The organism is Halorubrum sp. AD140, from assembly GCF_034497445.1.
In the GTDB taxonomy this organism is placed as follows: domain Archaea; phylum Halobacteriota; class Halobacteria; order Halobacteriales; family Haloferacaceae; genus Halorubrum.
Genome location: NZ_JAXRUU010000030.1, coordinates 1 through 13907, shown reverse-complemented (window position 1 = coordinate 13907; position 13907 = coordinate 1). Strand labels below are relative to the sequence as shown.

At 56.9% G+C, this 13907-nt stretch carries 9 protein-coding genes; 7 read left to right on the top strand and 2 right to left on the bottom strand.

Annotation, left to right across the window (positions count from 1 at the left end):
* Window positions 1-397: 397 nt before the first annotated feature.
* Window positions 398-4312, bottom strand: a complete 3915-nt coding sequence (locus tag U4E84_RS09290; protein ID WP_322531815.1) for an N-6 DNA methylase — start codon at window positions 4310-4312, stop codon at window positions 398-400.
* A gap of 168 nt (window positions 4313-4480) precedes the next feature.
* Between U4E84_RS09290 and U4E84_RS09285 the strand changes: the two genes are divergently transcribed.
* Window positions 4481-5485 carry a Cdc6/Cdc18 family protein gene (locus U4E84_RS09285; RefSeq protein ID WP_322531814.1) on the top strand — a complete coding sequence of 335 codons (1005 nt, stop codon included), beginning with the start codon at window positions 4481-4483 and terminating at the stop codon, window positions 5483-5485.
* A 97-nt stretch (window positions 5486-5582) separates the two neighbouring features.
* Window positions 5583-6725, top strand: a complete 1143-nt coding sequence (locus tag U4E84_RS09280; RefSeq protein ID WP_322531813.1) for a PD-(D/E)XK nuclease family protein — start codon at window positions 5583-5585, stop codon at window positions 6723-6725.
* A 24-nt stretch (window positions 6726-6749) separates the two neighbouring features.
* Here U4E84_RS09280 and U4E84_RS09275 read toward each other — a convergent pair whose 3' ends face one another.
* Window positions 6750-7397 (bottom strand): hypothetical protein, encoded by a 648-nt coding sequence (locus U4E84_RS09275; RefSeq protein WP_322531812.1) that lies wholly within the window; start codon window positions 7395-7397, stop codon window positions 6750-6752.
* 510 nt (window positions 7398-7907) lie between these two features.
* Here U4E84_RS09275 and U4E84_RS09270 point away from each other — a divergent pair.
* The 5 genes from U4E84_RS09270 to U4E84_RS09250 all read left to right on the top strand — a co-directional run.
* Window positions 7908-9665: a transposase gene (locus tag U4E84_RS09270; RefSeq protein ID WP_322531811.1), complete on the top strand. Its 1758-nt coding sequence runs from the start codon at window positions 7908-7910 to the stop codon at window positions 9663-9665.
* Window positions 9666-9903: 238 nt separating this feature from the next.
* Window positions 9904-10437: a thioredoxin family protein gene (locus U4E84_RS09265; protein ID WP_322531810.1), complete on the top strand. Its 534-nt coding sequence runs from the start codon at window positions 9904-9906 to the stop codon at window positions 10435-10437.
* Between the two features lie 135 nt (window positions 10438-10572).
* The gene (locus tag U4E84_RS09260; RefSeq protein ID WP_322531809.1) at window positions 10573-11856 is read left to right on the top strand and encodes an MFS transporter; all 1284 of its coding nucleotides are present in this window, start codon (window positions 10573-10575) and stop codon (window positions 11854-11856) included.
* Window positions 11857-11903: 47 nt separating this feature from the next.
* Window positions 11904-12320, top strand: a complete 417-nt coding sequence (locus U4E84_RS09255; RefSeq protein WP_322531836.1) for a DUF3830 family protein — start codon at window positions 11904-11906, stop codon at window positions 12318-12320.
* 727 nt (window positions 12321-13047) lie between these two features.
* A partial coding sequence (locus U4E84_RS09250; protein ID WP_322531808.1) for a hypothetical protein occupies window positions 13048-13907 on the top strand: 860 nt, incomplete at its 3' end.

Sequence of the window (13907 nt, the reverse complement as noted above, 5' to 3'; positions counted from 1 at the left end):
AACGAGCCCCGCGATTCCGAGGAATCCCAGTACAATGCCGCGCAGTTGCGGATTCTTGAGTCCACGCTTCTCTGAGTCTGAATAGACGTAGTACCCGACAGTAGGCCAGAAGATGAGCAAGTAGAGACTGACACGAATGAGTACTCCGTTGTATGCGGTTAGCAGACTCATCAGGGACTCACCATCGTTTCTACGGGGACCATACTCAGCACTACTTTGATGTCGGCAAAGTAACTTTCCGTGGCATCAACCCGCTAGAACTCTGACCGACTCGCGCTGTGTATTCAGCACGGCCCCAACAAACTATCAGCGGCAGAGGATTTCAATAGAGCCCGCCGCGCATACTGTTTCTAATCACCCTACCAACTCCGGTTACTGGGCGAGTGAGGTAAGACGCTCAGTACACTCGGAACGTTTCCAAGTACTCCTCGATCACGTCCTGCTCTTCAGGCGTGATACCGAACATGTCGTACACTGCGTCGTTAACCTGTTCTTCTAGATCATCAAGGTCTGTTTCGGTTACGGTTGCCTCATCTGAATACAGGTCTTCCAACAGCATCTCAACACCCTCATCGGTTCGAGGGATAGGGATTGTGGTTGTCTCTCCGCTTTTCACGTTCCGCCCGTTGACAGCCTCGCGGACGTACGTTGCTCGGAGTTTCCTGGTGCCTTCATCAGGAGCATACATTGCTGGGTCTGTTATAACGTCAGACCGGCCAGCTTGCACGGTGAATTCGCCATCTTCCTCCTCTTGCACATCGGCGTTCACTGGGTACCTGCGTGTCTGCCACTCGTATGTGATGTAGTCCAACTCGCCATCGTACTCGCCAATGTAGGCCTCCGGGAACCGCTCAGTCTTACTTCCGGTATCCAACGCGGTCGTGAGCGTTGAGACGAATTCCCGAATCGTCGAGCGGTCATCAGCGTCGCCCCACGTGATTGGGAGCGGAGTCAGGTAGTTCGTGGTGTACTTGTAGTACCCATCAACCTTCAGCGTCGTGTAGTGCTTGAGGTAGAAGTCCAGTGCGTTCGAGTTCAGCAAAGCGGCAAACGTGTCTGTTCGGTCCTTGAACCCATCTTCGAGCTGGACGCCGTATGCGGCTTTGAAATACCACGTTCCGACGTCATCGAGCATAAACGTCGCTTCCGCCGCGATCTCAGGGCAGACGAGTTTCGGGTCTTCGAACCGCGTCATACTCTTCGGGTACCCGAAGCCGTACCAGTCATCCCGACCTTCGAACCGTCCACCTTCACGACGCTCTAACGTGTCTCGATGCGCCTCCAGGTACGCCCACGTCAACGGTAACTCATTCTCCAACCGCTCCTGGTCAATGAGATTCGACGTGAGCGTCCCTTCGTCGTCGTGCTCAAGCGTGTACGGGACGATTGCGTGCTCTCCTGACCAGTCCCCGCGCCACCGGTTGATGTCGCGGCCCTGCAGCCACGGACGTAGCGTGTCCGTCTCAATTTCGTGCTCTTGATTCTCTCCTTTCGGAACGACTGTTACCGTGTCGCCAGTGTCGTCAGCTGCGATCCGGTCTGCATCGACGGGCGTGACGATGAACACGTTGTTCGCGCTGGTTTGCGTCCCAGCGAATACAGAATCTGTCACGTCGCCCACTGTGGCGTCACTCGTCGCTTCCATCTTGTGAATGATGTTCAACTCTTCCGGCGGCATCAACGACCAGTACCCGTCGTCCAGGTCACCCTGCGGGTAGTCGAAAACGTTGATGTACTCGTCTTCATACCCGGGGTCATCACGGTGATCACGGACGGATTCAAGAATCACTGTATCGAGATCGCGGTTAGTCGGTGCTTGCGTGTCACCCTTCACTCGGACACACCGAATCTCGTTTGCTTCTCGTGCGTCCGGGTCTGCTTCGTCTTCGAGGATTACGATCGCCGGGTAGTTCTTCGCATCCGCAAACACGCCGGAGTCCCGGAAGTCGTACACCTCCTCGATACGAGCCTCACGTAGAAGGACCCGCCGTAGCCCTTCTCCGTAGTCGGTGACCATGAACTGGTTCGGCGTGATGTACCCGAGTCGTCCTGTTCCCTCACGGAGCCAGCCCAGCCCGCGCTCGTAGAACGGGCAGTAGATGTCGTAGTTCCCGGTCGTCGAGTCGTACAACTGCTCCATCATGTGTTTCTGCCTGTCCGGAAGGTTCTGGGTACGGACGTACGGCGGGTTCCCCACGACGTAGTCGTACTCCATGTAGTTCTTGACGACGAGCGCGAGCACGGTGTCCTCGAACATTTTGAACAGCCGCCCGTCGTTGTGCTCTTCCTTGAGGTAGCGGACGTTCTCCAGCATGTCGTCCACATACGGCGCGAAGAACTCCTCGACACCGGAGTAGTGTTGCCGTGTGTAGTTGTTTATGCGCTCTTCCAGTCCGCTCTGGTACGTCCAGTCGAAGTCCCCGCCGAACTCCTCAGCGAGCGCCATGTGGTCTTTCACCGTGTCCAGCACGCCCTGTAGGGCGGCGAAGTACTCCCCGAAGTTCGATACTTGCGTCTCTAACTGAATCGTGTCGAACAACGGCATTCGTACCCGCTGCACGAGGAACCCGTCTTCCGTCTCAGATACTTCATCCTCGTCCACTTCAAGCGGGAGCGGCACGGGAATCCGAACATCCTGTTCGTCCTCAGTCATCGCATCGAACGTCAATTGGCGACTTCCATCGGTGCCGAGATCAACGCCGGTTAGTTCCCGTTCGTTCCGTAGTGTGTCTGTCCGGTAGATCGGGAGCCGGCGAAGTGTGAAGTCCGGGTTCGCGCGCTTCGCCTTCTGGTAGGCGGGGAGGATAGCGACGACGAAGCGGATCTGCGCCATGAGGACTGCGAACGGGTGAATGTCGAGCCCAACGATTCGTGGACGTGTGCACAGGTCCCGTAGGTGTTCCTCCCAATCCGGGTCGTCGTTGTACCGTTCGACATCCTTGAGGTATCGCTTGATGCCTTCGACGAGGAATGTGCCTGATCCGCAAGACGGGTCGATGAGGCGCTTGTTCGAGACTCCACGATCGTACCCGACGCCGTCCATTATGTAATCGATGACCGGTTGTGGTGTGTAGAATTCACCGAGGGCTTTCCGGGTTTCTGGGTCGAAGTACCGCTGGTAGAGATCGCCGAGCAGGTCGCCCTCGACATCGCTGAAGTCGAATCGGAGGACGTTGAAGAACACTTCTGCGACAGCTCGACTGAACCGATTGCGGGTGGTTTCGCTGATACGTTCAACTGCGCCACTACCCCGCGCGACAGCTTCGAACTGATTCGCGCCCGTGGCGTGCATTCGAGAGAGTTGCTCAGTGTACCCGTCTGTCCACCAGACGAAGATGTCGTCCTGGAACAACCCCTCGACGAGTTGGTCCTGCATGTCGTCAATGAGGTTGTCCGCAGCGACCGGGAATGCGTCTAGGTTGATACTGGTCCCGAACCCTTGGAGTCCGCGAAAGTAGTCATCCATCCCGTTATATCCTGTGCCTGCGAAGAAGTCGTGGTCTTCGGTGGCCTTCGCTAAGAGGAGGCGTGCGAGGAGTGCGTGCCCACTTTCCACGCAGAACATGAAGTCGCGGAGTGACTGCTTCCCGTCGATGAATGGCTGCCACGAGCTGGGGATTTCTTCTGGCTCGCTCGCGTACGTCGCTTCCCAGAAGTCGTACGCCCCTCTCACGAACTTCGCCTCTTGTTCGTCCCGGAGTTCATGGAGAAGATCCATCATGCCCGTCACCAGGTCAGCGAACGGACTGCCCTCATCTAACCGGAACGTGTCGAAGAAGTGTTCTTGGCCGAGTTTGGCCTGCTCGTCGAGCGGAATGGGGTCCAACTCGGTCAGGAAGCGATTCACGTGCTCAGGATTTGTAAGGTCGAACTCACGTTTCCGAAGAACGCTGTAGAGGTCTCTCACTTCTGCGTCGGTGACCTCACTGAGTGATTTCGCGGGAATAACGAAGTCCTGATCAGCGGTATACACCCGGACTTCAACACCATTCGTCAGCACACCGTAATTCGCACGGAGCTCGTCTACGTAGTGGAAAAGTTGGTCTTCGTGACCGCTGAGATCCCGGCTTGGCTTCTTGAACTCGTAGACACCAGTCACAGACTCATTGGTGTCCAGTGTGATGTAGTCCGGTCGCCGGTTATCGGGGAGCGTGAATTCGCTTCGAATGTCGGTTCCGGTGCCTTCGTAGCCGAGAACGTCGTAGAACCCGGATTCAAGGAAGATGTTCTCTACGTCGCGCTCGCTCATCTCGTCAGAGATGCGGTCGTCGATCGTCTGTAGCGCGTCGTGAAGATCCGACGAAGAGGTCATACTTCCTCGTTATAACAAATGCAGTATAAATCTCTGGAAAATGAGTCACGTCTTCGCACACCTTGAGACAACACGGTCTCAACCTCCCTTCGACTCTCTTCGGAAATTCGGAAATTCGGAAATTACACACTTCCATTTATTATCTTACCAGTTCCCGTCGACGCAACCATGATAACCGATGCGCGCGTCCTACAACCAGAGTTCATTCCTCGGGAGGTGCAACACAGGGATGCCGAAGTCAACTACTTGTCCAGTGTCCTCGACCCAATCACGAATGGGAACCGAGCAGATCCCTCGTTACTGTACGGACCATCCGGGGCTGGAAAGACGTGCATTGCTCAGTTTCTCGTCGAACAACTCCGCGAATCCGTCGTTGACCTCGACTACCAGTACGTGAACTGCTGGGAAGATCACAGTCGCTTCAAAACGCTGTACCGAATGCTTGACGGCATCGCCCCAACCGTGGACATTCATCGGCAGTCTACCCCAAAAGACGTCCTGCTTGAACGGCTACGCACCGCCGCCGATACCCCGTACGTCGTCATCTTGGATGAAGTAGACCAACTCGAAGACAAATCTCTCCTGTATGATCTCTACCGGATTCGGAACCTCACAATGGTCCTTATCGCTAACAACGAGAACGACCTATTCGGTCCGCTCGATGACCGTCTTCACAGTCGCCTCACCGACTGTACACGGATTCACTTCCAACCCTACCGGGAAGAAGAGTTAGTGACGATTCTGCGCGATCGCGTCCGCTGGGGACTGGACAATGATAGGATTGACGTGTCTCACCTGGAGCTAATTGCGGTAAACGCAGTCGGTGATGCGCGTGTCGCAATCGGGATTCTCCGGCGGGCTGCTCACGCAGTCCATAGTGGTCACTCTGACGAGATTACAGCGGACGTCATTCGGAAGGTGACTCCGGAAGCGAAAACGGAAATCAAGCAGCAAACCATTGACCGCCTCACACCTCACCAAGAGATACTGTACAACATCATCGTTGAGCACGGCGAAATCGAGCCGCGAGCACTCTACGAAGCGTACTGTGAGAGAGTAGAGGATCCGAAGACCAACCGAATGGTTCGGAACTACCTGGCGAAGTTAGAGCATTACAACCTCATCGTTGGGAAAGGGAACACGAGAGCCCGCATCTACCAGGCAGTGGCGTGATTCTCCACAGTGCACTGGACCACAGCAGGAGCGTAAACCCCGATTCGGAAACGACACGCGGCTCCCTATTGTTCCTACTGACGTTCCCTGGATTGTGATGAGCGATCCACCCACAGACAAAACTCTCGACCAAGACTACACAGAATGGCCTGAGTCAAGCACACCGCAGGTGGTCGTTGACCGAGTCTCGAATCGAGCGTTCAACAAATGGAACGCTGAACAACAATTCCAGAACAACATCTTGGAGGGGAAAGCGTATTTTAACGGACCATCACCGGAGAAACCACCGGAACGGCATTCCCCGAGCCAGTTGCTCCAGTGTCACCGGAAAGCAAGCTACGCCCGTAAGAACGCGCCGAGAGAGGGCACGCCACCCGAGGGCCTATTCTGGATCGGATCCGAGTTCGAAGAACAGGTCATTGTGCCGTTCCTACAGGACGTCGCCACGACAGAGGACACGTACGTTACGAACTCGGTGTGGATTGACGCCGAAATTCCTGTTGCTAATACCACGCTCCGGATTCGAGGGTCTACGGACCCAGTGATCGTGAACGCTGACGCAGAGCCACTGTTCGTCACGGAGATTAAGACGACGAAGTCTCTCGATCATCTGGATAAGCCGAAGCAGAACCACAAGGCGCAGCTCCACGCGTATCTGTACGCGCTCAACGACGAGTACGATCACGGCGTCACGAACGGGATGATCGTGTACGGGTGTCGGACCACACTCGACATTGAGGTGTTCACGGTCGCGTTCGATCGGGAGTTCTGGGAGAACACGGTCATCCCGTGGCTGGAGGCACAAACGTCCTACGAGGAAGCCGGTGAGTTGCCGCCTGCAACGCCTGAACGGGACTGGGAGTGTTCGTACTGTTCGTTTAAGCATCGATGCGGGGAAGCCGACACTCCGTACGCTGACGTCGGCTACGACGGCCTGCTACCGTTGTTCACCGGTTACGACCGGCAGAACCTCCTGGACTACCTGAAGGCGTATGAAGATGCTGACGCGCGTCTCACGCCGACGCTCGCCCACCAGTTCCCTGACCTCGCACGAGAGTACGGAGCCTACGAGTGGGGTTGTCCCGGCTGCGGAGCAACGTACTCCTGGGATACCCTCGAATGGGATGGGAACACGGACTCGCCACCCGTTTGCCCTCGATGTGCCGAGTCAGGCGAGTTACTCACGGTCAGCGGCCCCGAACCCAACGACCAACTTTCTCTGTCGAACAAAGATGACTGACGAGATAATCGGCCTGCATGTCCCCTATTCATCAGTCTTGTCAGAGGTATCCTCTTCGGAGTCTTTGCCCCAAACTTCTGTCTCACCGCGTTCTTCCTCGTCTTTGATACCGTCCAAGTCTGTCTCCTCTGGAAGGACTTCTGGAGGGATTGCTTCACCAGGACCGTCGTCTCGCGGGGACGGGCTCTTCCCTTCTTGGTCTTCTTCATCTTGATCGGCGATTGCCTGCTTGCGTTCGAGTTCTCCCCTGTCGAAGTCTGACCGGGTCCAGAAATCCTGCTGAATCCGCTTTTTGTGCAGCCCTTCTGCTTCGATGAGTTCTTGTACGTCTGAAACAGCCGCTTCCAACTCTTGCTTCCGTTCCAAGTATTCGCGTTGAGTTTCGTCTAGGCCCATTCCCCGCAACAGAGACTGTACTGCTTTCCCACGCTTAGTCAATTGGTACGGAGTAGATCGTCCGTGATCACCAGGACGAATTGGCACCCGCTCAATCAAATCAGCCTCTATCGCGGCTTTAATCAACTTTCTAACTGGCTTTCCAGTGTGGCCTGCCTTGGAATCTAATTCCTTCTTTATGTTCCCGTGTTCCCTGTCAATGAGCGCGATTAGGCCAATCGCCCCGTTCAGTTCAAAGAACGTAGAGAGTGGAAGTTCGTCGTTGTCCTCATTCATGTTCTTTTTAGTGGAGTCAGCTCAAGGCGTAATCTCCGTGTTAGGCGGTCTCCGCTAACTGGAGATTCCTTATGCGGGACTTTCCAGCATCTTCCAGAGGTTTCTCAGGATCACTTTATAAGTAATTTCCCGGAATTTCCGTAAAGCGGAAACTCCGGATAAGGGAGACTCTCTTCAGCCACATCTACACTGTCCAGCGATCGCTCGCCCTGGATTGTCCGCCAACTTACACGTATTATCGACCGTCGACGCTTTTCAGGAAATCACACGCGCGAGAATAATCCGATTCTCCGCGACCCACTCACCAACAACCAAAACCGGGCAGAATGACCGTGACAGCCAACCCAGATACCTTCGACGTCCTCTCTCGACTCTCCAGGGAGCGGTGGCTATCGCGGTTATTCAGGACCTCATCTGCCTCTCACTGTGTTCACGGGGAACCGCAGTATTTGCAGACCAGAACCCCGACTCGTTGCGTTTCTGCACTGAAATCTCTGGAGGTGTCTGTCGGTGACTGACTCTTCTGAGCCGTATCTCAACCGGCTGGCGAAGCAGGCTGAAGAGATAATCGATGAAGACACGGACTGGGTAGCGTTTGCCCGTCAGTTCGATGCTGAGCGATACCAGTACGGTGATTCGTTTCCTGAGTGGCACAGTTCAACCCCGTTCGTTCTGATGTTCCTCGCGTTTCTGTGGGCCCTTGTAGAAGGGCAATCACTTACTGGTATCCCAGACCGGTTGGAGGAGAAACCTGAGCTCGCGCTCGCATTCGGGTTCGATCCTGATGATCTCCCATCTAAAAGCACGTTTAAGCCATCACGTCTTCAGGAACGGTTTGACGATCTGAATAGAACCATACTACTCGGGGCGGAAGGAATTCGAGAAATTGCGGCTGAACGCGGGTCACCAATTGGGAACCGACTCACGCAATCTCTCGACGATGATCGTGAGGGAGATGAGCTATCCGAACGCACGATTGAACGGTTACTTCGGAAGAAAGGGAAGGAGGTTTTGAAGGAGTTGAAATCGGTCGCTATCCCGTCAATGGATCTCCCACGGCCTGACGGGGGGGTCTACGGCGAAGATGAACTACTTCTCCTAGCGGCAGTCGCTGCGATTAAGGGTCTTGCAGCGAACGGTGGTGGGAAAGTTCTGGGTGACCTGATGAATCCTGATCCAGAGCCATTCCTTGACCCCTTCACTGCGGATGGACCGACAGGTGAGACGTTACTTGAATCGGTGAAAGAGATGTCCGTTGATCAGATTGCGACGGTGATGAATTTCGCGTTGAGGAAGACATACACACGCGCGAAGCCCCGACTGCGAGAGTTAGAAAACGAATCGACTGGTCGGTTCGGGGTGCGAGCGAATGTCGCTATTGACATTACATACGTGGCATACTACGGTGAACTCGATGAAATGGAATGGCTCCAGGGTGCACCAGACGACAAGGAGTACACCTGGTGCCACAAATTCGCCACGATCTGCATTGTAGGCGAGAACACGCACTTTGTGCTCGGAGTATGCCCGCTTGGGAATGTTGAGTACGCAGAGAACGACGCGTACCCTGGGGCGGAACAGACCTTCCGTCACGGGAATGTTGTGCGGAGATTGTTATCTATCGCGGATCAGTACGCGAGCATTCGAACGGTGTATGCTGACCGAGCGTTCCATGCTGCAGACGTGATTCACGCCCTCGAATCACGCGATCTAAAGTATGTGATTCCCGCGAAGAAGGATGACAAGATCGAACGGATGTGTGATCGGTTCGATCATCTGAAGCGCGGATACGATGAGGAGCATGATACGCCGCTATACGTCAAGAATGGTAGCACGATGTACGGGCCCGTGAAGGGTAAGGTTACGAATGAGAGGGTGACGACGAATGTTGTGGTGTTACCACCGGATGAGGATGATGAGACGCACAAAAGGGACTCACCGCAACCGTTCTTGACGAATCTGGACGTGAGTGATGAGATTGCGCTGGACCGTCGCTGGGCTCGGGAGAAAATCGAACAGTACTCCGATCGCGGTGGGATTGAACGGAGTTACTCGTCGATCAAGGAGTGTGCAGCGTGGACGACATCGAAGGAATTCGAGGTCAGGTGGTTTCACTTCGGATTTGCGTGCGTCGTGTACAACATGTGGCTGCTCGTTGACTTCCTGACGCAGGACCGCATTGGCGTAATTGAGGTGCGGAAGAAACCGCGTATCTCGCTGTCGCGGTTCCTTGATTGGCTGGACAAGGAGTTGGTCACACTCCTGTAAGAATCGTTCCGGGTTCGCAAATCGTGAGAGGCATCACTTTGCACTCATCTACTTTTTCGTGTTTGTGTGCTTATTCTGACTGAACTGGAGTCTTTTCGATTGTTTTCCTGTCGATAAGAGGCTTGTTTTCAACGTTTTCGAGGATGGAATGTTGGTTTCTCGTGCACCGTTCGCAACTGCACCCGCGTTCGCGCCCAGCGAATCCTTCCGAGCCGCAGTCGCCGAGCGAACCGCGGCGATGGACGAGGGACGTGTCGATGCACCGCAGGACTTCGCGGCAGGGTCACGCGCCGAGGGCGCTGATCGCACGCTTCTCGCGACCTACGCGGTCTTGCGGGACCGGCTGCCAGATCTCTCGCGAGTACAGACGCTCGTCACGTCCGTCCTACTCGATTCCGCAGAGTCGGACCCGGCTCCCGCGTCGGGGACACCGAAAGGATTCCTCCCGGTTCACGGCGCGGACGCGATCCGGATCGTCGACAACTGCGCCCGCTGTGTCGTCTACGTCTGGCGCGACGATTGTCCGCCGTGTGAGACGATCCGGTCGAACCTCGGTGCGGTGTTCGGAAACGATCCTCCCGACGGGGTGCTTCCGCTTTCGGTCTACGGTCCCGACGCTGCTGGTCGGCTCCGGGAGGAGTACGATGTCGTCGGCGGTCCGACGACGCTTTTCACCCTCGACGGGCGCGTCGACGCTCGGTTCGTGGGCGTCGCCGAAGTCGACGCGATAGAACGGGAGATCGGGATACTCAGAGACAGATCGGGTCAGTAGCATGCCGCCGGTTGGCGTCCCTGTCTACTGGCGGCGCACCGACATGACCGCCATCGACGCGACTATCCAACACGGTGGTACCGTCGGTCGGAGGGAGCGGTGTCAGTGAGTTACATACTCCCGTGGCGGGAACGCTTGAGGGAGTACGACGTCCTCATCTTTCTCTCTTCTGTCTGGTTTGTCGGGAAGTTCGTTCGGTACACCATTCCGCCACTTTTCGAGGCCCTTCAGGCGACCTACGCGATCAGCAATGCGACTGTCGGGGCCGCGTTCACCGGCTTCATGGCCGTTTACGCGCTCATGCAGTTTCCGAGTGGCGTGGTCGCCGACTGGCTCGGCTCCGTCAGCGTCGTCGTCACCGGTGCGACGGTTGCGGGGCTCGGCATGCTCGCGCTCGCTGTGGATGCGTCCTTCGAATTCTTCGTCGCGGCGATGCTCATCGTCGGGGCCGGGACGGGAGTTCACAAGACGGTTGCGGTTCGTCTCGTCGCCCGCACGTACCCGAACCGGACGGGTCGAACGCTCGGGATCCACGACACAGTCGGGGCGTTCGGGGGAGTGGTCGCTCCGACGGCTGTCGTGGTGTTCTTGTCGACACCGCTCGCGCTCACGCGAGCGCTTTCGGGGATCATCAACGCCGAGTGGCGCGGGATTTTCCTCCTTTCGGGATTCGCCGCTCTCGGACTCGCGGGCGCATTCACTCATTGGTTCCGTAACGGAAGCACGGACGGGACAGGCCGCTCGGTTGGTGATCAGTCCGACGATTTCGACCCGAATACCGAAGGACCGGTGCGCGCGGGAACCGACTCCATCGCGGCCGCGAGTGTCCAGAGCTATCTCCGAATCTTCCTCAACGGCAGATTCACCACGTTCGTGCTCGTCGTCATCGGTGTCTCGTTCGCTTACAACGGCGTTATCGCGTTTCTGCCCCTGTATCTCACGCGGGTGACGGGCCGGTCTCCCGCCGTGGCGAGTCTCCTGTACTCGGTGTTCTTTTGGACGACGTTCGTCCAACTACTCAGTGGCGAATGCTCCGATCGATTCGGACGGTTCCCAGTGTTAGTCGTCACGAGCGGCACCGCAGCCGTCGCACTGTGTACGTTCCTTTTCCTTCCGGAAGCGGATACGATAACGCTCGGAGTGCTAATCGCGCTGATCGGTGCCGGAGCGAACGGATTCAATCCGGTTCGCGGAGCCCATCTGATGGCCATTCTTCCGGAACGACTCTCGGGCGGTGGGCTGGGTGTCGTCCGTAGCCTGCTGATGGGCACTGGCGCACTCGCACCGGCTGTCGTTGGAGTGCTCATTGACATCTCCGATTTCCGCGTCGCGTTCGGGCTCCTCGCGGCCGCAAGCGTGGTTTCAGCGCTCGGGGTGTCTGCCCTCTGGGCGACGTCGAACGGAGATCTGGGGAGTTGATCCTAACTACTATGCGACGCGATACCGTTGCCGTATTCGTGAGCAGTATGCTAGTGATTGATATCAACGGGACCGAGTTCACAGCGGAGTGTCACGAGTCGGAGGCCCCGGAGTCGGTAGCGGCAGTCAGAGACCTGCTCCCGCTTGAATCGGACCTCCTCCACGTCCGGTGGAGCGGTATCGCGACTTGGATTAATATTGACGAGATCGACCTCCCCGAGATCCCCAGAGAGAATCACACCGTCTATCCCTCCCGCGGTGACTTGCTGTTGTATCCAGGGTACCGAAACGAACAGGAGATCCTCTTCGCGTGTGGACCGACGTGCTTCAAGAGTCCGGCTGGTGAACTCGCCGGAAATCACTTTGCATCGGTGAACGCGACGGCGGCAGAGCTCAAAGCGATCGAACGCCTGACACTCCGTGATGGAAGCCAACCGGTGACGATTCGAAGTAGCTCCGAGTGAGGCTTCATCACCGAAACGCGCTCCACCGAGAAGTGTTAGGAGAACAGCAAAACCCACGCGTCTGGACTTGCGCAGAGCAACTGCAAACGTATAATATATCTTATTATATTTCTATAATACCATATTTATGATATAAAATGCAACCGACTGTTCAACCACGGTTAGAGTTAAAAAGTATTCGCTGAGTCGGCCTCACCGACAGCATTTCTCTCATCACGCCTCTGTCTAGGTATCTAGTATTCAACCGTGTTTCCACGGAATAGTCTGTCAGTTAATGGGTTTTAGCACCTCAATACTCGACTTAGATCAATTATACTCCGGATGAGTTCCCGACAGACACCGATCTCCCTGTTCTACTTCGATAAACCAATGCGACCAGTGATTTATATATTGGAGTCCCTGTAAAACGGACCAAATCACACAAACTATACGTGATCAATATTGTACTTCAATTTGATGTTTTAGAATTTTGGATCGCATATGAAACTCGACCCGAGAAGTCGGTCGCCAGCACTCGGTTTGCGGACCGCTCGGGTGGTGGTCGGTGTCGTACGCTCCCGGTTCGCCGTCACCACTGTCGGAGTCGATCCGACTGGCGACGCCTGCGGGTGGTCGCCGACGGAGTGAGCGGAGTCCGGGCGTCGGCGGACGATTCCGCCCGGTCGGCCAACTCCGAGCGGAGAACCCACCAGAAGGGCTAACTAGCAGTTTCGAGTGTGTTGGACCTATGGCCCTCCACGCCGTCGAAGACGTCGAGGAAGCGTTCCGCGTCACCCGGGAGTTTCTGACCCCGATCAGTGTCCGCCGCTGGCTGAAGCTCGCGCTCGTCGTGTTCTTCGTCGGCGGCGGCGTGAGCTTCCCGACCGCGCAGTTCAACACGTCGACACCGGCAGGGGATCTCCCCGAGACCGGGCTCCCGTCCGGCGTCCCGGTCGACGTCGCGACGCTCGTCGTCGGGCTCGTCGCCGTCGGACTCCTCCTCGGCGCGCTGTTCGCGCTCGTCGGAGCGATCATGGAGTTCGTCCTGATCGAGTCGCTCCGGACCGGCGAGGTGACGGTCCGGCGCTACTGGCGCCGTCGCTGGCGGCAGGGACTCCGCCTGTTCGGCTTCCGGGTCGCGATCGGGCTCCCGACGCTCGCGCTGTTCCTCGGGTGGCTCGCGCTGCTCGTCGCCCCCGCTCTCGTCGGAGTCGACGCCGCGGTCCCGGTGGGCGCGTTTCTCGTCGGGGTCCCGGTGGTGTTCCTCGTCGGCGTGCTGTACGCGCTGGTGTCGGGGTTGACGACCGCGTTCGTCGTCCCGCTCATGATTCAGGCTGACTCCGGCGTGCTCGCGGCGTGGCGACGGCTCTGGGAGTCGATCACGGCGGCGTGGAAACAGTACCTGGCGTACGTCGCGGTCGCGTTCCTGTTGACGGTCGCGGCCGGTATCGCCGCGTCGATCGCGATCGGGCTCGTCGCGCTCGCGCTGCTCGTCCCCGTCCTCGTCGTCGTCGGGATCGCCCACGTCACCGTCTCGCTGTCGTCTACCGCCGGCCTCGTCGTGCTCGCCGGGCTCGTGCTGCTGTTCGGGCTCTCGGTGTTCGCCGT